Annotated in this window: 21 protein-coding genes; 14 read left to right on the top strand and 7 right to left on the bottom strand. The window is 60.4% G+C overall.

Going from position 1 to position 20,422, the window contains the following annotated elements; genetic code table 11:
* Window positions 1-47: 47 nt before the first annotated feature.
* Window positions 48-1,190 carry a 6-phosphofructokinase gene (locus tag G494_RS0107110; protein ID WP_028583980.1) on the bottom strand — a complete coding sequence of 381 codons (1,143 nt, stop codon included), beginning with the start codon at window positions 1,188-1,190 and terminating at the stop codon, window positions 48-50.
* 290 nt (window positions 1,191-1,480) lie between these two features.
* Here G494_RS0107110 and pstC point away from each other — a divergent pair, with 290 nt between their 5' ends.
* The 4 genes from pstC (at window position 1,481) to pstB (ending at window position 6,435) form a co-directional block, all read left to right on the top strand.
* A complete protein-coding gene (gene pstC / locus G494_RS0107105) occupies window positions 1,481-2,866 on the top strand; it encodes a phosphate ABC transporter permease subunit PstC (protein WP_028583979.1) in 1,386 nt (461 codons plus the stop codon).
* Between the two features lie 129 nt (window positions 2,867-2,995).
* On the top strand, window positions 2,996-4,267 hold the full coding sequence (pstA, locus tag G494_RS0107100) for a phosphate ABC transporter permease PstA (RefSeq protein WP_028583978.1): 1,272 nt from the start codon (window positions 2,996-2,998) through the stop codon (window positions 4,265-4,267).
* 126 nt (window positions 4,268-4,393) lie between these two features.
* A complete protein-coding gene (locus tag G494_RS0107095; protein WP_028583977.1) occupies window positions 4,394-5,446 on the top strand; it encodes a PstS family phosphate ABC transporter substrate-binding protein in 1,053 nt (350 codons plus the stop codon).
* A gap of 116 nt (window positions 5,447-5,562) precedes the next feature.
* A complete protein-coding gene (gene pstB, locus G494_RS0107090) occupies window positions 5,563-6,435 on the top strand; it encodes a phosphate ABC transporter ATP-binding protein PstB (RefSeq protein ID WP_028583976.1) in 873 nt (290 codons plus the stop codon).
* Between the two features lie 129 nt (window positions 6,436-6,564).
* On the opposite strand, the gene G494_RS0107085 is transcribed toward pstB, so the two are convergent.
* Window positions 6,565-6,753, bottom strand: coding sequence for a hypothetical protein (locus G494_RS0107085; protein ID WP_028583975.1), 189 nt, complete (start codon window positions 6,751-6,753; stop codon window positions 6,565-6,567).
* 137 nt (window positions 6,754-6,890) lie between these two features.
* Entirely contained in the window at window positions 6,891-7,733 is an 843-nt protein-coding gene (locus G494_RS0107080; RefSeq protein ID WP_028583974.1) for a nitroreductase family protein, read from the bottom strand.
* 210 nt (window positions 7,734-7,943) lie between these two features.
* On the opposite strand from G494_RS0107080, the gene G494_RS0107075 reads away from it, so the two are divergent.
* The 9 genes from G494_RS0107075 to G494_RS0107035 all read left to right on the top strand — a co-directional run bounded on the left by G494_RS0107075 (window position 7,944) and on the right by G494_RS0107035 (window position 15,833).
* The gene (locus tag G494_RS0107075) at window positions 7,944-8,435 is read left to right on the top strand and encodes a hypothetical protein (RefSeq protein WP_028583973.1); all 492 of its coding nucleotides are present in this window, start codon (window positions 7,944-7,946) and stop codon (window positions 8,433-8,435) included.
* 197 nt (window positions 8,436-8,632) lie between these two features.
* Complete coding sequence (locus tag G494_RS0107070; RefSeq protein ID WP_028583972.1) at window positions 8,633-9,649, top strand: FAD:protein FMN transferase; 1,017 nt, start codon at window positions 8,633-8,635, stop codon at window positions 9,647-9,649.
* Between the two features lies 1 nt (window position 9,650).
* Window positions 9,651-11,006 carry a Na(+)-translocating NADH-quinone reductase subunit A gene (locus G494_RS0107065; protein WP_028583971.1) on the top strand — a complete coding sequence of 452 codons (1,356 nt, stop codon included), beginning with the start codon at window positions 9,651-9,653 and terminating at the stop codon, window positions 11,004-11,006.
* A gap of 95 nt (window positions 11,007-11,101) precedes the next feature.
* Window positions 11,102-12,310, top strand: coding sequence for an NADH:ubiquinone reductase (Na(+)-transporting) subunit B (locus tag G494_RS0107060; protein ID WP_028583970.1), 1,209 nt, complete (start codon window positions 11,102-11,104; stop codon window positions 12,308-12,310).
* Window positions 12,303-13,088, top strand: coding sequence for a Na(+)-translocating NADH-quinone reductase subunit C (locus G494_RS0107055; RefSeq protein ID WP_028583969.1), 786 nt, complete (start codon window positions 12,303-12,305; stop codon window positions 13,086-13,088). The genes G494_RS0107060 and G494_RS0107055 overlap by 8 nt, the downstream gene beginning before the upstream one ends.
* Complete coding sequence (locus tag G494_RS0107050; protein ID WP_028583968.1) at window positions 13,081-13,704, top strand: NADH:ubiquinone reductase (Na(+)-transporting) subunit D; 624 nt, start codon at window positions 13,081-13,083, stop codon at window positions 13,702-13,704. The genes G494_RS0107055 and G494_RS0107050 overlap by 8 nt, the downstream gene beginning before the upstream one ends.
* Complete coding sequence (gene nqrE / locus G494_RS0107045) at window positions 13,701-14,306, top strand: NADH:ubiquinone reductase (Na(+)-transporting) subunit E (RefSeq protein WP_084456520.1); 606 nt, start codon at window positions 13,701-13,703, stop codon at window positions 14,304-14,306. The genes G494_RS0107050 and nqrE overlap by 4 nt, the downstream gene beginning before the upstream one ends.
* 24 nt (window positions 14,307-14,330) lie before the next feature.
* The gene (gene nqrF / locus G494_RS0107040) at window positions 14,331-15,554 is read left to right on the top strand and encodes an NADH:ubiquinone reductase (Na(+)-transporting) subunit F (protein WP_028583966.1); all 1,224 of its coding nucleotides are present in this window, start codon (window positions 14,331-14,333) and stop codon (window positions 15,552-15,554) included.
* Between the two features lie 48 nt (window positions 15,555-15,602).
* Window positions 15,603-15,833 (top strand): hypothetical protein, encoded by a 231-nt coding sequence (locus G494_RS0107035; RefSeq protein WP_028583965.1) that lies wholly within the window; start codon window positions 15,603-15,605, stop codon window positions 15,831-15,833.
* Between the two features lie 91 nt (window positions 15,834-15,924).
* Here G494_RS0107035 and G494_RS27910 read toward each other — a convergent pair whose 3' ends face one another.
* The 3 genes from G494_RS27910 to G494_RS27905 form a co-directional block, all read right to left on the bottom strand.
* Window positions 15,925-16,365 carry a rhodanese-related (seleno)protein gene (locus G494_RS27910; protein WP_269746552.1) on the bottom strand — a complete coding sequence of 147 codons (441 nt, stop codon included), beginning with the start codon at window positions 16,363-16,365 and terminating at the stop codon, window positions 15,925-15,927.
* A 191-nt stretch (window positions 16,366-16,556) separates the two neighbouring features.
* Window positions 16,557-17,057 (bottom strand): rubrerythrin family protein, encoded by a 501-nt coding sequence (locus G494_RS0107015; protein ID WP_028583963.1) that lies wholly within the window; start codon window positions 17,055-17,057, stop codon window positions 16,557-16,559.
* A 155-nt stretch (window positions 17,058-17,212) separates the two neighbouring features.
* Window positions 17,213-17,863: a rubredoxin-like domain-containing protein gene (locus tag G494_RS27905; RefSeq protein ID WP_028583962.1), complete on the bottom strand. Its 651-nt coding sequence runs from the start codon at window positions 17,861-17,863 to the stop codon at window positions 17,213-17,215.
* A 324-nt stretch (window positions 17,864-18,187) separates the two neighbouring features.
* Here G494_RS27905 and G494_RS0107005 point away from each other — a divergent pair, with 324 nt between their 5' ends.
* On the top strand, window positions 18,188-19,195 hold the full coding sequence (locus tag G494_RS0107005; protein WP_051305473.1) for a serine/threonine protein kinase: 1,008 nt from the start codon (window positions 18,188-18,190) through the stop codon (window positions 19,193-19,195).
* A 256-nt stretch (window positions 19,196-19,451) separates the two neighbouring features.
* On the opposite strand, the gene G494_RS22330 is transcribed toward G494_RS0107005, so the two are convergent.
* Window positions 19,452-20,360 (bottom strand): glucosaminidase domain-containing protein, encoded by a 909-nt coding sequence (locus G494_RS22330; protein WP_051305472.1) that lies wholly within the window; start codon window positions 20,358-20,360, stop codon window positions 19,452-19,454.
* Window positions 20,361-20,422: the final 62 nt, after the last annotated feature.

The raw sequence follows: 20,422 nt of genomic DNA, 5'->3' as shown, positions 1-20,422 counted from the left end.
CTTCCCCGCCCCATGGGTCTGCCGGCGATCCTTGGGACCTTTTGGGGCTAAAGAGCCATCCCGGAGCCCAGGCAGGTGCCGGTTTCGATGGCCGACCGGATCCAGGGGTGGTCCAGGGGAATGGTCTTGCGCTGGCCAGCCACCTCTTCCAGGGGGATCAGTTGGGTGGATTCTCCCCGGACCCCGACCATGCAGCCGAAGCAGCCCTTGGCAATGGCCTCCACGCTGGCAGTGCCCACCCGGGTGGCCAGGATGCGATCCGTTGCCGAAGGGGTTCCGCCCCGCTGGAGATGGCCCAGGATGGTTACCCTGCTCTCCAGGCCGGTGAGCTCTTCCAGGGTCCTGGAGAGGTGGAGGGTGTTGTTGCTCTGGTTGGCCTTGAGTTCCGCCAGCGCAACCGCAACTTTCTTCTGCTGTTCCTCGTCACCGTTTTCCTTGAACTTGCGTTTTTTGGTCTGCAACTTGTTCAGCAGCTTGGCGTCTTCCTGGGACAGGGCCCCCTCGGAGACGGCAACGATGCTGAAGTTCTTGCCGCGGTGGCGTCTTCTTCGGATGGCCTCGGCCACCAGCGAGACATCATAGGGGAGCTCCGGGATCAGGATCACATCTGCCCCGCTGGCCATCCCTGCCCCCAGCCCCAGCCAGCCGGTGTTGTGGCCCATGATCTCGACCACGATGATCCGGTGGTGACTGTGGGCGGTGGAGTGGAGTCGGTCGATGGCCTCGGTGGCGATGGAGAGGGCGGTGTCAAAGCCGAAGGTGGTGTCGGTACAGGCCACATCGTTGTCAATGGTCTTGGGCAGGGTGACGATATTCATCCCGGTATGGGCCAGACGAAGCGCATTCTTCTGGGTGCCGCCGCCGCCGATGCAGATCAGGGCCTCCAGGTGGTGGCGGTGATAGTTATCCAACATCACCTCGGTCATATCCTGCATCTTCGACCCCACCGGCATCTTGTGGGGTTTATCCCGACTGGTGCCCAGGATGGTCCCGCCCAGGGTCAGCAGGCCGGAGAGGTTGTCGCCCTCCAACTGCATGGTCCGGTTTTCCATCAGGCCGCGGAAACCGTCGCGGAAGCCGATCACCCGCATCCCATAGTGGTTGAAACCGCTCTTGGCGATGGCTCGGATGGCGGCATTCAGGCCGGGGCTGTCGCCGCCGGCGGTGAGCACCCCTATGCATTTTCCCATGTGATCTCCGTTTCTCTAAGTGGTCGTGGAACTCATTATTTTAATTCCCAGCTCATAATTTGCAAGCCGGGCATTGAAAAAGAGGCTGGCGTCGCAGGGATAGCGGCTCTCGGGGCAGCCGAATCAGCCCAGACGGGGTTGAAGCCAGTCTGCACCATAGGAGCAATCACGGCCAGGGGGCAAGGGGGCTAACCAAAACCTAACAGAGGCCGAACCGACGGTTAATAAAAGTACGATACGGTACACGGTATTGAAAACTTCCCTTTTCCCTGCACGGTGAGAGATGTCCCATGTCCTTGAATCCTTTACTCGTAGCCACCCTGATCCTCGTTTCCTCTGCCTTCTGGCTGGGCAAAAAAAAGGCCCTCGCCGTAGCCGGTCAGGCCGGCTCGCCCAGGTTGCATTCCCGTCCCGGCTACTACGGGATGATTGTGGCCCTCTGGTGCGCTATCCCCTCCCTGTTGATTTTTGCGGCCTGGCAGAGCTGTGCTGATACCATTCTGACCAACCTGGTGATGGGCTCCATCAGCGCAGCCGGCGAGGCCCTGGATCCGGCCCAGTTACGGCTGCGGGTCAGTGATCTCCACAACCTGGTCAGCGGCAAGGTCTTTTCCACAGATATTGATCCCCTGATGCAGAAGGCGGCCCAACGCTACCAGGCCATGGAGCGGCTCAGCACCATGGCCATGGGCGTGACCATTCTGGCGGCAGCCATCATCTCCGGGGCCTTGGTCTACACCAGGATCCGGCCGGCCATGCGGGCCAGAAACCAGGTGGAGAAGATTGTCGAGCTGGGCCTGATCCTCTGCTCCACCATCGCCGTGGTCACGACCCTTGGAATCGTGCTCTCGGTGCTGTTCGAGGCCCTGCGCTTTTTCCAGCAGGTCCCCTTGACCGACTTTCTCTTCGGCACCCGCTGGAGTCCCCAGATTGCCCTCAGGGCCGATCAGGCAGGCAGCTCGGGCAGCTTTGGAGCTATCCCTGTGCTGGCCGGTACCCTGATGATATCTGCCATCGCCATGTCGGTGGCGGTACCCATCGGCCTGATGGCGGCCATCTATCTCTCCGAGTATGCCGGCCGCCGGACCAGGGCCATGGTCAAACCCCTGATGGAGATCCTGGCCGGGGTGCCCACGGTGGTCTATGGCTTCTTTGCCGCCCTGATCGTCGCCCCCCTGCTGCGTAAGGCCGGAGTCAGCCTGGGGCTGTCGGTCTCTTCGGAGAGCGCCCTGGCCGCCGGCCTGGTCATGGGGGTGATGATTATCCCCTTTGTCTCTTCGCTCTCCGATGATGTGATCAATGCCGTGCCCCAGTCCCTGCGCGAGGGCTCCTACGGCCTGGGGGCCACCAAGAGTGAGACCATCACCTCGGTGATCCTGCCTGCGGCCCTGCCCGGGATTGTCGGCTCCATCCTCCTGGCGGCCTCCCGGGCCATCGGCGAGACCATGATCGTGGTGATGGCGGCCGGGCTCTCCGCCAACCTGACCGCCAATCCCCTCCAGGCCGTGACCACGGTGACGGTCCAGATCGTCACCCTGCTGGTGGGTGATCAGGAGTTTGACAGTCCCAAGACCCTGGCCGCCTTTGCCCTGGGCCTGCTCCTCTTTGTGATTACCCTCTGTCTCAATGTGGTGGCCCTCTATGTGGTGCGCAAGTACCGCGAAGAGTACGAATAAGCAGCTAGATCCTCAACGCCACTCCCGGGTATGAGAGCTGTGAGCGCGTATCTTTTTTATGAAGCTGGGGTTCCGGCAACGAAAACATGTTGTTGGCCAGATTTTTTTACCAAGAGCTGAAGAACAATCATGACCAGACAAAACAAATCTACCATGGAGATGGTCCAGCGCGGCCTGGCCAGACGCCACCGCCGGGAAAAGATCTTTCGTTTCCTGGGAATGGCCGCCGTGACCACCAGTATCCTCTTTCTGCTGCTGTTGTTCGGCTCCATCATTGCCAACGGCTGGAGCGCCTTTCGCCAGGCCGAGTTGAGCCTGGAGGTGAGCTTTGATCAGGAGCTCCTGGATGTGGATAATCTGCGTGATGCCAACTATGCCCTTCTGATCAAGCGTTCTCTCCGGGAATTCTTTCCCCAGGTGGAAAAGCGCAGAGACCTGCGTCACCTCTACAAGCTGGTCAGCTCCGGGGCCGCCTTTGAGCTCCAGGCCATGGTGATGGCCGACCCCAGCCTCATCGGCACTCGCCGCCTGGTCACGCTGCCGGCCGATGACGAGGTGGACATGCTCCTCAAGGGCTATATTCCCCGGGATGTGCCCGAGAGCGAGCGGAGGGTCTCTGATCAGCAGATTCGGTGGATCGATGAGTTGGTGGCGGCCTCTCGCCTCAAACTGGGCTGGAACACCACCTTCTTCACTGCCGGCGATTCGCGGGAACCCGAACTTTCCGGGATCAGGGGAGCGGTGGCAGGTTCCCTCTTCACCCTGCTGGTCACCCTGCTGCTCTCCTTTCCCATTGGGGTGGCAGCGGCGGTCTATCTGGAGGAGTTTGCCCCCTCCAATCGCTGGACCGACTGTATCGAGGTCAATATCAATAACCTGGCCGCAGTCCCTTCCATCGTCTTCGGTCTGCTTGGCCTGGCCGTGTTTCTCAATGTCCTGGGCATGCCCCGTTCCGCCCCCCTGGTCGGCGGCCTGGTGCTGACCCTGATGACCCTGCCCACGATCATCATCGCCAGTCGGGCCTCTTTAAAGTCGGTGCCTCCCTCGATCCGGGAGGCGGCCCTGGGGATCGGAGCCTCCCGGATGGAGACCATCAGCCACCATGTCCTGCCGCTGGCCATGCCCGGGATGCTCACCGGTACCATCATCGGCATGGCCCAGGCCCTGGGCGAAACCGCGCCCCTGCTGATGATCGGTATGGTGGCCTTTATCGTCGATGTGCCCGGAGGACTGACCGATCCGGCCACGGTCCTGCCGGTACAGATCTATCTCTGGGCCGATTCGCCGGAACGGGCCTTTGTGGAGCGGACCTCGGCTGCCATCATGGTGCTGTTGACCTTTCTGATCATGATGAACGGCACTGCCGTCTTCCTGCGCAAGAAGTTTGAACAGCGCTGGTAGAATGCAACTGAAATAGAGTGCTAACGGTTTCTGAACAATCCGGGGGTAGAGTGTGTGCCCATGATAAGCAGGAAGCAGTCAACCAGCTGTAGTAAAGAATGTTAACAAGGAAACAAGGAGAACGAGATGTTGAAGAAGAGCGTAGCCCTGGCAGCCGCATCCCTGATGATGGCCTCTGTCGCAGGTACCACCCTGGCAGCCGGGCGTGATTACATTTCCATAGTCGGTTCCTCAACGGTCTATCCCTTTGCCACCACCGTGGCCGAGCAGTTTGGTAAGACCAGCCGCTTTAAGACCCCCAAGATTGAGTCCACCGGTTCAGGCGGCGGGATGAAACTGTTCTGCGCCGGCATCGGGGTCAAAACTCCGGACGTGACCAACTCCTCGCGCCGGATCAAGAAGTCTGAGTATCAGAAGTGTCAGGCCAACGGGGTCACCGATATCGTCGAGATGAAGATCGGTTATGACGGGATCGTGGTGGCCAACTCCAAGAAGACGGCCCAGCTGGAGCTGAGCCGCAAGGACCTGTTCCTGGCCCTGGCCAAGGATGTACCGGATCCCAAGGGCGGCGAGAAGCTGGTTGCCAACCCCTATACGACCTGGAAAGAGGTCAACCCTGCGCTGCCGGCCACTCCCATCGAGGTGCTGGGGCCTCCCCCAACCTCCGGTACCAGGGATGCCTTTGTCGAGCTGGCCATGGAGGGCGGCTGTAAGCAGTTCCCCTTTATCAAGGCCATGAAGAAGAAGGATAAGAAGGCCTACAAGGGGATCTGTCATACCGTCCGTGAAGACGGCGCCTATATCGAGGCAGGGGAGAACGATAACCTGATCGTCCAGAAGCTGGAGGCCAACCCCCAGGCACTGGGGATCTTTGGTTTCAGTTTCCTGGATCAGAACAGCGACAAGATCCAGGGTTCCAGGGTCGATGGCACCAATCCCACCTTTGAAGAGATCGCCGATGGTAGCTATCCGGTATCCCGTCCCCTCTACTTCTATGTCAAGAAGGCCCATGTCGGGGTGATCCCGGGGATTGCAGAGTATCTGGCCGAGTTCAGCAATGACCGGGCCTGGGGTGAGGATGGCTATCTGGCCGATAAGGGGCTGATTCCGGCACCTGTGGAAGAACGGAGGCAGTTTGCCCGGGCAGCCAAGGAGTTGACCCCCCTGGTGATGGATTGAGCAGTTGCCTCGCAGCTAAGGAAATAGGGTGATTGTTGTCTTGAGCTCAGGGGATTGCCATGGCAATCCCCTGGGCGTGTTAATAGTCGAGGGTCAAGATGGGAATAGATATGGTTTTGGAAAGTGGGAATAGCCTGATAAGGCCTGGTGCCGTGGAGAGCGCTCAAGAAGAGATCAGGAGTGAGCGGGTCAGTCGGGAACAGCGCCAAACCGTGGGTACACCCTTTGTCGAAGATGCCCGGATGACCTGTCGCGGAGTAGAGGTCTTTTACGGCAACAAGCAGGCCATCAACGGGGTGTCCATCGATGTGGCCAAAAACGAGGTCCTGGCCATGATCGGGCCCTCGGGCTGCGGCAAGTCCTCCTTTCTCCGCTGTCTCAATCGGATGAACGACACCGTGGATATCTGTAGGGTGCGGGGAGAGATCCTTCTGGACGGTCAGGATATCTATGGCAGACAGGTGGATGTGGTGCCGCTGCGGGCCCAGGTGGGCATGGTCTTTCAGAAGCCCAACCCCTTTCCCAAGTCCATCTATGACAACGTGGCCTACGGCGCCAAGATTCACGGCCTGGTCAGCTCCAAGTCGGAGCTGGATGAGGTGGTGGAGGATGCCCTGAAAAAGGCCGGCCTCTGGGACGAGGTGAGTGATCGTCTGGAGCAGCCCGGAACCGGTCTTTCCGGCGGCCAGCAGCAGCGGCTCTGCATTGCCAGGGCAGTGGCCGTCCGGCCGGAGGTGATCCTCATGGACGAGCCCTGTTCCGCCCTGGACCCCATTGCCACGGCTACGGTGGAGGACCTGATCACCGAACTCAAGCAGCAGTACACCATCGTCATCGTTACCCATAACATGCAGCAGGCAGCCAGGATCTCCCAGCGTACCGCCTACTTTCATCTGGGCGACCTGGTGGAGGTGGGGGCCACGGATCGGATCTTTACCAATCCCCTCCATCAGCTGACCGAGGATTATATTACCGGTAGATTTGGCTGAGCTGAAAGGCGGTACATCCTGACAGCCTGGAGCCGTCGGCAAGGCGCACAGGGAAATACAAAAAAGAAATTGGAGTGACACGCCCGCGCCACCGGATCAGACCGTGGCGCGGGCTTTTTTGGGGCAGGCTCAGGCGTAGGTGTCGATTCTCTGGTTACCGATGGAGGTAACCCGTTGGGGTTCAGGACGTTCAGGACTCTGTCCGGCCTGTCTTGCTTCATCGCTTTTTTCCAGTGTTTTTTGCAATATATCCTGGCCGGCCTGGGCGCGGTTCAGGGTGATTTCCTGGCTGGCCAGGGTGTTTGGTCCTATTTCCATGGAGGCCTCCTCTTGGGTTTACTTGGGTGCCGTCTCAGTATCTCTGTGCATTCGATGCAATATCGAGGCCGGAGAGCTGTGTTAAAACAGGATAACCATTCCTGCCTGTCAGGCAAGTGCAGGCGAGGAGCAGCAGCTTAAAAGACCACCCGTCGGACATTGCCCGGAGCCCGCTGGACCGTGCGAAAATACTGTACCGCCGGTTGACCAAAGAGCATCAGGTAGCCCAGGCTGTGGTCCTCGGGGATGCCAAGCCTGGGCAGCATCTCCGGAACAATATCCATGAAGGCCCATTTGGCCAGACCATTCCAGAGGGTACCGAGCTTCATGCTGGCGGCCAGCAGCTCGAAGTAACTGAGGGCAATGATGGGGTCCACCTGGGGAGATGGTCCCTGCTTTGGGGTGGAGACCAGCAGCAGGTGGGGCGCACCCCGGAAGAGGATATCGTTGCCCTCATCCCAGGCCCGGACAATGCCTGCAAAAAATTCCAGTCCGCTGGGCAGGGACTCGCTCTCCGCCTTGGCCCGGATGCCGGCTATGGTCTGTTCCCTGATCCTCTTCATCACCTCCTGGTCTTCCACCACACTGAACAGGCACTGGCAGTTGTTCACCCCGGTGGGGGCATGGGCAACGGTGGCCAGCATGGCATCGATCACTTCGGGCTCCAGGGGCGTGGCCTTGTATCGCCGCACCGAACGACGGCCCCGGATCAGGCCGCTCAGCTGCTCCTCTGTTGGGAAGATCCCCTTGAGGGGCAGTGAGCCCTCGGGCTCAAAACCGAGGATGGAGAGTGCCCCGGTGGGACAGACTGCCAGGCAGTGCTGGCACTCGATACACTGCTCGGCCCGATCCGGGATCACCGCCGGATAATCAGGGGCGAGTTCCAGGATAGCGTAGGGGCAGTCCTGCACGCAGGCACGGCATTGGATACAGCTGTCCTGGTCAATCTCCAGCTGTAACTCCTTTAATTGTAACTCCATAGGGGCCTCCAGTGGTCCACTCCCTGATGGTCTTGTTGCCTTCCGAGGAGGGAGGTGAAAAACGTTAAAGATGAACTCTTCTTTCGTGTTACCATGGAAGGGCGAGTCGAATCAAGGAGACCTTGAACTCTTGCTTGCCGGCGCTGCCTGCCGGAAACCTCGCCACCTTGAGCGTGTCAGCTCTATTATCTTCAGAAGAGAGTGTACACCATGAACCTTGAACAGGCCCTTCGTGATCTTGAACAATTCCGGGGAGGGGTTGTGGATACCTCAAGCCTGATCTATCTCCGCAAGCTCTCCCTCCTGACCAGGGTCAGTTCCTGCTACCGCCTGCTGCTGCCCCACCAGGTGGCCCGGGAGTATGGCCGGCCGCTGCCGCCGGGGCTGGTCATGGTCCAGGCAGGGACGCTTACGGCGGATCAGGCGGTCTCTGCCCTTGCCGGGGAGTTGGCCATGGCGGTGATTTCCGAGGATAAGGGGGTGCTCAAGGCTGCCCGTGCCCAGGGCCTGGTCCACTTCAACACCCTGATGCTGCTGCTGGCGCTCTACCGGCATGGCCACTGCGGGCTGGAGGCTCTGCTCGCCTCCCAACAGCAGCTGCGGGAGTTTGCCCGCTATGGCCCCTTAATCTGGGGATTTGCCGAATCGCTGCTGGAGCAACTGAGGCCCTTCACAGAATCGGGTGCGAAAACAATCTGTTAAGATTTATAAAATCTCCGGTCCAACCCTTGACAAAGCAGCTGAATCAGGAGAAGCTGAAGTAAGCTCCCAGCGGGAATGAGAACTATTGGGCTTGCCTTCAGCGGTCCAGCCAATCCGAGCCGGATCAGCCGGCAGGGCAGCACTCTTGGCAGCTCTGTCGTTTGGTCTGCAATCCCTGGTCATGAGGTGTATGAACGATGAGTGCAAGCAGGAAGAGCGAACCCCGTATTCACCGACGTCGATTCCTTCAGATTGTAGCCCTTGCCGGAGCCGCCGGGGCGGCCTATCGTTTCGGCCTGCGGCCAGCTCCTGCCAAGAGCTGGCTGGCCCGGGAGAGTCGGACCATGATGGGGACCCAGATCAACCTGATCGTCTACGGGGAGGATCAGCAGCAGGCCCATCGCGCCGTTGATCGCACCCTGGCCCGGATGGCTGAGGTGGAGGCTCTGCTCAGCAGGCACCAGGAGGAGAGTGAGCTCTCCCGGCTCAATCGCGACAAGAGGCTGGCTCAACCCTCCAAAGATCTGCAGGCCGTACTCACCCTGGCCGAAGAGATCAGTGAGCGCAGCAGCGGCGCCTTTGATATCACGGTCCTGCCCCTGGTGGAGCTCTATCGCCGCAACCCCAGCCCCGATGCCGGCCAACTTGCCCGGATCCTGGAGAGCGTGGACCACGGGGCCGTGTCCTGCAGCAGTCGGCAGGTGGTGTTGGGCCGGGAGAACATGGCCCTCACCCTGGACGGTATTGCCAAGGGCTATGTGGTTGATCAGGGGGTCCAGACCCTGCGGGAGCAGGGCTGTGCACAGGTCTATGTCGAGGCCGGCGGTGATCTGATGGTTGCCGGCGGCAAGCCCCAGGACCAACCCTGGCGGATCGGGGTGCGCAATCCCCGGCCAGGGCAGCAGCAGGAGCGGATCACCCTGGAGCTCAGCGGTCCCACGGCCGTGGCCACCTCCGGGGATTATATCCACTGGTACAGTCAGGATCTTCGCCATCATCATATCATCGATCCGCGTACCGGCATCTCTCCACCCGAGTTGGCCAGCGCCACGGTCACGGCCCCCTCGGTGGCCCTTGCCGACGGCCTGGCAACCGCTGCCATGGTGCTTGGCCCCCAGGAGGCCGTAGCCCTGCTGGAGTCCATGGAGCACTGTGAGGGGCTCCTGATCGACAAGGGGCTTGAGCAGCATCGCAGCAGCGGCTTTCAGGGCTGATATGAAGAACATTACCGTGCAACAGGGCCTTGATCTGCCCCTCAAGGGCGCCCCGGAGCAAGTGATACGTGAAGGAGCCCCGGTGGACCGGGTGGCTTTGGTGGCTGAGGATTACCTCGGCCTGAAGCCCACCATGCTGGTCAGGGAGGGGGACAGGGTCAAGCTGGGTCAGCCGCTCTTCACGGACAAGAAAAATCCCGGTTTCTCCTTCACCTCCCCGGGCAGCGGCAGGGTGGAGGCCATCCACCGAGGCCCCAAACGTCGCTTTGATGCTCTGGTGGTGGCCCTGGAGGGGGAAGAGGAAATCTGTTTTGAGCAGGCCCAGGCCCTGCCGCCCGAGCAGCACTCTCCGGAGTCCATCCGGGAGCTGCTCCAGCAGTCCGGTCTGTGGACAAGCCTGCGCAGCCGCCCCTTTGGCAGGATCCCCCGCAGCGATTCCCGTCCCTCCTCGCTGTTTGTCACTGCCCTGGATACCAATCCCCTGGCCCCGGATCCCGAGGTGATCATTGCCCCCCGGCAGGAGCTCTTTGTCTTAGGCCTGCGTGTGCTGGTGCGGATGCTGGCCGTCCCCCTCCATCTCTGTCTGCCGCCGGCCAGTCCCCTGGCAACGCTCGGGGTGGAGGGGGTGCAGAGCTGGTCCTTTAGCGGTCCCCATCCCGCCGGTCTCCCCTCCACCCATATCCATTTCATCGATCCGGTCCATGAGAACAAAGAGGTCTGGCAGCTCTGCTATCAGGAGGTGATCAGGATCGGCGCCCTCTTTCACCATGGTCGGCTCCAGCAGGAGCAGGTGGTGGCCCTGGGCGGCGAAGACTTTCACCGGCCAGGCCTGGTGCGGACCCGCCTGGGAGCCTCGCTCCGCCAGCTCTGCTCCCATGAGCTGGCGGAACGGGATGATCAACGACTGCTCTCGGGTACGGTCCTGGACGGTCGTCCCTGGCGGCAGGCGGACGGCTACCTGGGGCGCTATCATCGTCAGCTGAGCGTGCTCCGGGAGGGCAGCGGCAGGTCCCTGTTTGGCTGGCTGGCGCCGGGCAGAGATCGCTTCTCGGTCACCGGCCTCTTTCTCTCTGCCTTCAGCGCCAAGGGGCGCCTCCTGCCCATGATGACCGCTGCCTGGGGCGGCAGACGGGCCATCTTTCCCCTGGACGTCTATGAGCGGGTGATGCCCCTGGATATCATCCCCCTGCCCCTGCTCAAGGCCCTGGCCGTGGGGGATAGCGAGAAAGCAGCGGCCCTGGGCTGCCTGGAGCTGATCGAGGAGGACCTGGCCCTCTGCTCCTTTGTCTGCCCGGGCAAGAACGAGTTCGGCCCCATGCTGCGTCAGGTCTTGACCTCCATCGAGCAGGAGGGCTGAATCAAGCCGGGAGCAGGGCTGTACAGATGACCATTCCCTCCGGAGCAGCAGCCCCCAGCTGCTGCCCCGAGTAACCAGAGCCACCTTGAGACGATATGAGCCTTCTCAGCGATCTGTTTGCACAACTCGGCCCCAAGTTTGAACAGGGGGGGCCCCTTGAACGGTGGTATCCGCTCTACGAGGCCACCGATTCCTTTCTCTTCCACTCCAGCAGGGTGACCTCCACAGCCCCCCATGTCCGGGATGGGGTGGATTATAAGCGGATCATGATCACCGTGATCATCGCCCTGATCCCCTGCGTGGTCATGGCCCTCTGGAATACCGGTTACCAGGCCAACAGCGCCCTGACCCAGTTGGGGATCCCCCTGCCGGGGGGCTGGCGCGGCCAGGTCATGGCCCTGGTGGGCTGTGATCCGGACTCCCTGCTCTCCAACTTCATCCACGGTGGACTCTACTTCCTGCCCATCTACCTGGTCACCGTGCTGGTGGGCAGCATCTGGGAGTGCCTCTTCAATGTCATCCGCGGCCACGAGATGTCCGAGGCCTTCCTGGTCACCAGCCTGCTCTTCCCCCTGACCCTGCCGGCCACCATCCCCCTCTGGCAGGTGGCCCTGGGCATCAGCTTTGGGGTGATCTTTGCCAAGGAGGTCTTTGGCGGGGTGGGGCGCAACTTCATGAACCCTGCCCTGGTCTCCAGGGCCTTTATCTTCTTTGCCTATCCTGCCCAGATCAGCGGGGACCGGGTCTGGACCGCGGTGGACGGTTTTACCGGTGCCACCCCCATTGCCAGTGTCGCTGCCGCCGAGCCAGGCGGGGTGATGACCAAGCTGGGCTTCAGCTGGAGCCAGGCCTTCCTTGGCACCATCCCCGGCTCCATGGGAGAGACCTCCACCCTGGCCTGTCTGCTCGGGGTGGCCCTGCTCCTGGTCAGTGGTATCGCCTCCTGGCGGATCATGCTCTCCATGGCCCTGGGCGGTCTGGCCATGGGCCTGCTCTTCTGGCTCTGGCCTGGAGGGGATAACCCCCTGATGGAGCTGCCGCCACACTATCACCTGGTCATGGGGGGCTTTGCCTTTGGTCTGACCTTCATGGCCACCGACCCGGTCTCCGCTGCCCAGACCAGAATGGGCCAGTGGCTCTACGGCGGCTTCATCGGCTGCCTGGCCATTACCATCAGGGTGGCCAACCCTGCCTATCCCGAGGGGGTGATGCTGGCCATCCTCCTGGGTAACGTGCTGGCGCCCCTGCTTGATTATTTTGTGATCCAAGCCAATATTAAACGTAGGGCAATACGACATGGCTGAAGAATCTCCCTTGAAACCCTTTTATTCGGTGCTGGTCCTGGCCTTTGTCTGCTCCGCCCTGGTGGCAGGGGCAGCGGTCGGCCTGCGGCCCTTCCAGGAGGCCAACCGACAGCTGGATCAGAAGAAGAATATCCTTCGCGCCGCAGGGCTCCTCCGGCCAGGCGTGCCGGTGGCAGAGCAGTTTGCCCAGGTGGATACGCGCCTGGTGGAGTTGAGCAGCGGCAGGTTGGTCCCCAGGGAAGTGCTGGCTCCTGAAGACTACAACCAGCTGAAGGCGGCCTTTTCCCCGGATCTGGGGCGCCCCCTGGAGCGGGATGAGGATCTGGCGCGGCTCTCCCGCCTGGAGAAATATTCCCTGGTCTATCTGGTTGGCGGCAGCCAGGGGCTGGAGCAGATTATCCTCCCGGTCCGCGGCAAGGGGCTCTGGTCCACCATGTTTGCCTATGTGGCCCTGGATGGTGACGGTAGCACCATCCGCGGCATCAGCTTCTATGCCCATGGAGAGACCCCGGGCCTGGGCGGTGAGGTGGAAAACCAGCGCTGGCAGCAGAGCTGGCAGGGTAAACAGGTCTATGGGCCCGAACAGAGGGTGCGGTTTCGGCTGGTCAAGGGCGGGGCAGGAACAGGGCCGGACCAGGCCCCCTATGAGGTGGACGGCCTCTCCGGGGCCACCATGACCTCGGTCGGGGTCAATGAACTGATGCGCTTCTGGTTTGGTGAACATGGCTTCCAACCCTTTCTGGAGCGTTTGCATGCCAAGGGAGGTTCCAATGGCTGAGCGGACAAGAGACCTGTTGCTGCGCTCCATCATCGAGCGTAATCCCATCGCCCTGCTGGTTCTGGGGATCTGTTCGGCCCTGGCCGTGACCTCCCAGCTGATCACCGCTGCCGTGATGTTTGTCTGTGTGACTCTGGTGGTGGCCTTCTCCAGCCTGACCATCTCCATCGTCCGTCATCAGATCCCCTCCTCGGTGCGGATCGGCATTCAGATCACGGTGATCGCCACCCTGGTGATCCTGGTGGATCAGGTCCTGCGGGCCTTCTACTTTGATCTCTCCAAGCAACTCTCCATCTATGTGGGGCTGATCATCACCAACTGTATCGTCATGGGACGGGCCGAGGGCTTTGCCATGAGCAATCCCCCGATCGACTCCTTCTTAGACGGCATCGGCAACGGTCTGGGCTATGGCTTTGTTCTGATGTTTGTGGCCGCAGTCCGGGAACTTTTTGGCGCAGGCACCTTTTTTGGGATGGAGGTGCTGCCCCTGACCACCAATGGGGGCTGGTACCTGCGGAACGGTTTCCTGGTCCTGCCGGTGAGTGCCTTCTTCCTGATTGCCCTGCTCATCTGGTTCTTGCGGACCATTGACCCTGTCCAGCAGGAGGAACGATGATCGCCCATCTGTTTGAGATAGTCTTTCGCTCCCTCTTTATCGAGAATCTGCCGCTCAGTTTCTTTCTGGGCATGTGCACCTTCCTGGCCATCTCCAAGACGGTCAAGAGTGCCGTGGGCCTGGGGGCGGCGGTGCTGGTCTTGATGACCATCACCGTTCCGGTCAACAACCTGATCCTCAATAAAATGCTCAAGGCCGGGGCCCTGGCCTGGGCCGGGCAAGCGGAGATCGACCTTACCTTTCTGGGGCTGCTCTGCTATATCGGCACCATCGCCGCCATTGTCCAGATTCTGGAGATGTTTCTCGATCGCTTCAGCCCCGGGCTCTATAACACCCTGGGCATCTTCCTGCCGCTTCTGACCGTCAACTGCGCCATCCTCGGCGGCAGCCTGTTCATGGTCGAGCGCGATTACAGCCTGGTGGAGAGCATGGCCTACGGCATCGGTGCGGGCGGCGGTTTTTTTGTGGCCGTGGTGCTCCTGGCCGGTATCCGGGAAAAATTGGAGTACGCCGATCCGCCGGCCGGGCTGCGCGGTCTGGGCGTGACCTTTATCAGCGCCGGCCTGATCGCCCTGGCCTTCATGGGCCTGGCCGGATTTTAAGCGGGAGACGCGGGAGGAACGACAATGAACGAAGTCATCTATGGGGTGCTCTCTTTCCTCACCATCCAGTTTATCCTGGTTTCGCTGATTGTTCTGGCCAAGAAGGTCCTGCTCCCCAGTGGGGATATCTCCATCCTGGTCAATGGGGAGAAAGAGCTCCACTCCTCCCCCGGCGGCAAGCTCCTGACCACCCTGGCAGACAACGGTATCTTCCTCTCCTCTGCCTGTGGCGGCGGCGGCTCCTGCGGCCAGTGCCGCTGTGTGGTGGAGCAGGGCGGGGGGGGGATCCTGCCCACCGAGCTCTCTGCCATCAAACGCTATGAGGCCAGGGCCGGGTATCGGTTGGCCTGTCAGGTGCCGGTGAAGCGGGATCTGAAGATTCAGGTCCCGGAGGAGATGCTGGAGACCCGCAAGTGGCAGTGTCGGGTCCGTTCCAATCGCAACGTGGCCACCTTTATCAAGGAGCTGGTCCTGGAGCTGCCTCCGGGCGAATCCGTGAACTTTACGTCGGGAGGCTATATCCAGATCGAGGTCCCTGCCCATGCCCTCAACTACAAGAGCTTTGATATCGATGAAAAGTTCCTGGGTGATTGGACCAAGTTCAAGATGTTTCAGTACCAGTCCCATGTCCATACCCCGGTGACCCGGGCCTACTCCATGGCCAACTATCCCGGGGAAGAGGGGATCATCAAACTCAACGTCCGCATTGCCAGTCCTCCACCCAGGGGCCCCCTGGGGATTCCTCCGGGGCAGGCCTCCTCCTACATCTTCAACCTCAAGCCAGGCGAAGAGGTCATCATCGCCGGTCCTTTTGGTGATTTTTTCATCCATGAGAGTGAGGCGGAGATGATCTATATCGGCGGCGGAGCGGGCATGGCCCCCCTGCGCAGTCATATCTTTGAGCTGTTCAAGGCCAGAAAGACCGGCAGAAAGGTGGCCTACTGGTATGGGGGGCGGAGTCTGCAGGAGGTTTTCTATGCCGAGGAGTTTGCAGCCCTGGCCAGGGAGCACCCCAACTTCACCTTTGAGGTGGCCCTGTCCGAGCCGCAGCCCGAAGACAACTGGACCGGCAAGACCGGCTTTATCCATCAGGTGCTCTACGACTCCTATCTGGCGGATCATCCGGCGCCCGAGGACGTGGAATACTACCTCTGCGGTCCGCCCATGATGATCAAGGCGGTCAGGGAGATGCTCGACAACTTGGGGGTGGAGCCGGATAATATTTTCTTCGACGATTTCGGTGGCTGATTTTGATAGATGGTTTTGATGGATGTTTTTACTGGATGAGGGGGTACGGTGGCTGACTTCCTGTTGCTCTTTGGCCTGAGTTTTCCGGCCTTTTCCGGCTTCAGCTGGCTGCTGATCTTCTGCCGTCGTCGGGCCGCGGAGCGCGGCGGCAGGGCAGGCCAAAGTTGTCATGGCCAGGGCTCCAGCTGCTGCTGCAGTAGCCGGGATTCTTTGCCCCAGGCTCCCTCGGCCCCTTCCCTGCCCCTCTATCAACGGCTCCCTGGCAAAGAGCAGTCCTGAGAGCGGCCCGCTGGTTCAGGGGCTGCCCTGGTTATTGTTCCTTTCCCAGGACCGCCCAGGCCTGGCTGGCCTGATTTCGAGAGATCCAGGCTTACGCTCCGGGTTCTGCTCGGCTATCTTCAGTTTCTTTCCCTTCCATGGGAAAGTTGTGTTCCTGCCACTCCCTCCAGCCTCCTTTCAAGGCATAGACCCGGGTGTAGCCCTGGGCCATCATCTTCCGTGCCAACCTGGCACTGGTTGCCTCGTTGGGTCAGGAGCAGTAGAGGACAATGGTGGCCTCCTTGGGGTAGCGTTTCCCCCAGTGGTTAAAATCAGCTGCTGCTCCGCGAACAGCGCCCCGGATCTTGGCGCTGCTGGTCTCCCAGTCAGCCGGGGCCCTGGTGTCGATCAGGATCAGTTCGGCTGAGGCCAACATGTTTTTCAGGGACTCTTTATCCAGGGTGGCAACCCTTTCTGTCGCCAGTGCCGGTGGAGTCAGTGCCAGGGTCAGCAGCAAGGTGAAGAGGTGCAGTCTGTTCAGGACGTTCTCCATGGTAGCCCTCCGGCTGATGTGCATGGTGTTCTCTATGGTGTTCTCTATAGACTAAGAACGCAGCTGCAGCCGGGCAAGGAGAAGAAGGAGATGAACTGGCAAGGAAAAGAGCAGGAGGAGGGAGTGGTTGGGGGGAGGTTCCGACAGCTACCGGGAGGTAACTGTCGGAAGCCTGCAGGTGGGTTGACGCTCTAGGCAACCTGGGTAAAGACCTGCTGCTTGGCACCACAGACCGGGCATTTCTCCGGGGCAGCGCCCATTTCAATGTAACCGCAGACCGGGCAGAGGTAGAAGTCGCTGACATCCATATCCACTCCGCTCTTTACCGCCTCCAGGGCCTTGCCATAGATCTGGGCGTGCACCTCTTCGGCATCCACGGCAAACTTGAACATGGTCTTGGCCTTGTGGCTGTCAGAGACGGCCTGCTCCACCATGGGGGGGTACATCTCGGTGAACTCGTAGGTCTCGCCGTCAATGGCTGCCTGGAGGTTGTCGGCGGTGGAGGCAATCATATCCAGGGCCTTGAGGTGGCCCTCTGCATGGATCCGTTCTGCCTCGGCAGTGGTTTTGAAGAGCTTGGCGATGTTGGTGAAGCCTTCCCGCTCCGCCTTCTTGGCAAAGGCCTGGTATTTTTGGTTGGCCTGACTTTCACCGGCAAAGGCCTCTTTCAGATTTTCGTTGGTTGTGGCCATGGTTGTTCTCCTTGTTGATTGAAAAGGTCGTGATATACGGCAGGGCTTGCTCATCTGTGGGGCCAATAGATAGCGCACTCCGCCATGTAATGCAAGGGTTATTGGGAATAAAAATCATTTAATAATCATTGTCGATAACCGTCGTGTATTGGGGACTACTTCTTGCCTCCAAAGACCAGCTTGCCGCCCAGATGGCCGGCCGTCCCGATGGCTCCCAGCAGCAGCAGGGAGAGGGCAAGGTAGAGGATCCGGGCTCCGGAGGCGCTGGTCATGATCTGGGGCTGGAGGATCCTCCAGGCTACCAGCACCAGGAGCAGGCTCAGCGAGAGCAGTGAGGCCCCGATCTTTACCTGGAAGAGCGAGGTCAGTTTCCCCTGATACTTCTTTTTCCAGGTGAGGTAGCCGGTGAGCAGCACCGCCGGCATCATCACCAGGACAAAGAGCAGGTTGTAGAAGGCTGCGGACTCCAGGCTGCTGGTTCCGAAGAGGAAGCACAGAAAGAGGAGGAGTACGGCCAGGGGAACGATACCGTTGGGGCTGTGCACGGCGATGGGGTGGAGGTGAAAGCGGAGGATCAGGCTGCTGATCCTCTCCGGGGCAGAGTCGGGGGCAGGGGCCTGGGCAGCCGCCTCTGCTCTGCCTGGCTGCGGAGTCGGCTCCGGTGCCGGGACGGTTTCTGCAGGTTCAGCCGCAGCTGCATTGACCTCGACAAACATCTCCGCTCCGGCACCGCAGACGGGACATTCCTCGGGAGGAAGCTCCCCCTCATGGATATAGCCGCAAACTGTACATTCCCACTGTTTCATCTGGACCTCCTTGGTCAGCTCTACCACTGGTGGCTGGGTTGGGTGTCTGTTGCCGCTGCCGTCTGTTCTGGCTGTTTCCCTTCTTTGGAGCGTTCAGGGGAGAGCGGCCCTTGGTACGATTTTTGAGGATAAGCTAAGACAGCACTGCCCTGATCAGGTATCATGGGGCAGGTGGCTCCGTAAAGGTGGTGACACAGCGTAGGAGTAGCCGTGCGATAATGATTATTTTGAAATAGATTAGCACTTTTTGCTGATATTGCAAAGGATTAACAAGGGTAGGCAGGCGGTTGCAGAGATGGCCTCCGCCCATGTAAGGGGATCTGGATGGAGAAGAGGGAGAGAGGGGCAAGCGAGGGTTTTCAGCATTTGAACCCTGTGGGTATTTTAAATCTGGTGGAGGAAGAGCTCGGTTTCTACTGCTCAAACCTGTGTCGTCCCCTGAACAGCTATATCAATCGGGTCTATGAGTTTGAAGATGAAGACGGCAATGGGTATGTGATCAAGTTTTACCGTCCCGGTCGCTGGAGTGAGGCGGCCCTGCGGGAAGAACATACCTTCATGGCTGAGCTGGCAGAGGCCGAGATCCCGGTGATCGCCCCGCTGCCGTTGACCAGCGGCACCACCCTGGGCTGCCGGGATCAGGTCTATTTTGCGATCTACCCTAAAAAGGGCGGCCGCTACCTGGACGAGCTCGGCGATGAGCAGTGGCTGGCCCTGGGGCGTCTGTTGGGGCGGGCCCATCTGGTGGGAGCCGGCCATGACTTCAGCCACCGTCCGGTGATCCGGCCGGATAAGAGTACTGCCGGCCAGCTGCACTATATCCTGGAAAGCGGTCTGCTGCCGCCTGAGCTGCTGCCCGCCTACCAGGGCGTGGTGGAGCAGTTCATCGAGCAGGCCGCGCCCCTCTTTAGCCAGAGCGAAATGATCCGGATCCACGGGGACTGTCACGCAGGCAACCTGATCTACCGGCCCGATGAGGCCTACTATCTGATCGATCTGGATGATATGGCCATGGGGCCGCCGATCCAGGACTTCTGGATGCTGCTGCCCGGAGCTGTGAGCGATTCCTGGGCAGAATTGGATTTTTTTTTAGAGGGATATGAGACCTTTCGCTCCTTTGATCACGGCAGCCTGGCCCTGATGGAACCCCTGCGGGCCATGCGTTTTGTCCATTATAGTGCCTGGTGCGCCTATCAGGTCAAGGAGGATGGCAGCTCTCCGCTCATTCCGGATTTCGGCAGTCACGGCTACTGGCAGCAGGAGATCGATGATCTGGCCGATCAGCTGGAGCGGATGAAGGAGGGCGTCTCCATGCCGGGCAACAGCTGGTAAGCACAAGGCTGGCTTGAAACTTTTTTTTTGCCAATCTCTGCGCACCCTCTGGTTGACCTCTATCTAACCTCTAGCTAACCTCCAGGTTATGTCGAACGTTGTTCCTCGGCATATCCGTTGGATCTCTGCGGTAGGCTTTCTCCATGCCTCGGAGTCTGCGCTTAGCTGATCTTGATCGAAAAACCACAGTTTTTAAAGTATTCCTAAGGGGCATAAACCGGCCTCCCGGCAGAGGCCGGTGCAGGGGCCGCAGCTCTCAGGGCTGGAGCGGCACCAGATAGAGCGGCGGGTCGGGGCTGAGTCTTGCCTGATCCAGCCGCTGGAGGTGATTTTTTGTGATCAGGAGGCGGAGGTCCTCCACATAGGCCTGGCCCCGCTGGGAATAGCGGCTCAGGGTTTGGGCAAGCTGGATGCCGCCGGCAGGGCGACCCGAATCGACCAGGGCGGCCCGTTGGCTGCGAAATTCCTGGTAGCTGGGATGGGTGTTGAGGTTGAGCATATAGGCGGCCACCGAGTCAGCCGGGCTGGCAAAGGAGGCGACCTGGTACTTTCCCTTTCCCTGCTGGCGCTCTTTGCTGTCCATGCCGGTCCCGCTCCAGGTCCATTGGCCGTAGAGGGCATTGCCCTGGACGGCAAAGCGAGAGCTTCCCCAGCCGCTCTCCTCTGCCGCCTGGGCCAGGGCCAGTGAGGGAGGAATAGGGGCAAGCCGCAGCTTCAGTGCGGCAAGGAGCTCACCATCTCTCCCCTGCCGGCTGGGGAGGGGAACCTTATATTTTTCAGCCACTGCCTGCAGCCAGGCCGTATCTTTGCCGCCCTCCCTGGCAAGTCGGGCCTGTTCCGCCATGATCTCCAGGTTGGAGCGGAGGACCAGTGGGGTCAGCCAACGGAAAAAAAGCAGCTTCTTTTCCCGGATCGAAAGCTGGGCAGCACCCTCCTCGGTCCAGTGTTGCGGAATCCTGGTCAGGTAGAGGGGCGGAATTTGAGTGAGCCCCTGTTCCCATTCCCGGGAGTCATACCCTCTCTGGCTGAAGAGTCGTTCCAGCTCCTGATAGCTGCTGAATGCAAAGTCGTGTTCCGGCTGCCGGCGTAACAGCAGGCTGCTCACTGTCAGGATGATCAGGATCAGGATAAAGAGTAAAGCAAGGGTTTTTCGGGAAAGGTTCATTGGCATGGTGTGGGCGCAAGGGTGGTGAGTCCCTCCCCCATCAGCCCCCAGGGATGACCTTT

The sequence above is a fragment of the Desulfogranum mediterraneum DSM 13871 genome (assembly GCF_000429965.1).
Taxonomy (GTDB): domain Bacteria; phylum Desulfobacterota; class Desulfobulbia; order Desulfobulbales; family Desulfobulbaceae; genus Desulfogranum; species Desulfogranum mediterraneum.
This window is presented reverse-complemented; position numbering and strand designations above follow the sequence as displayed.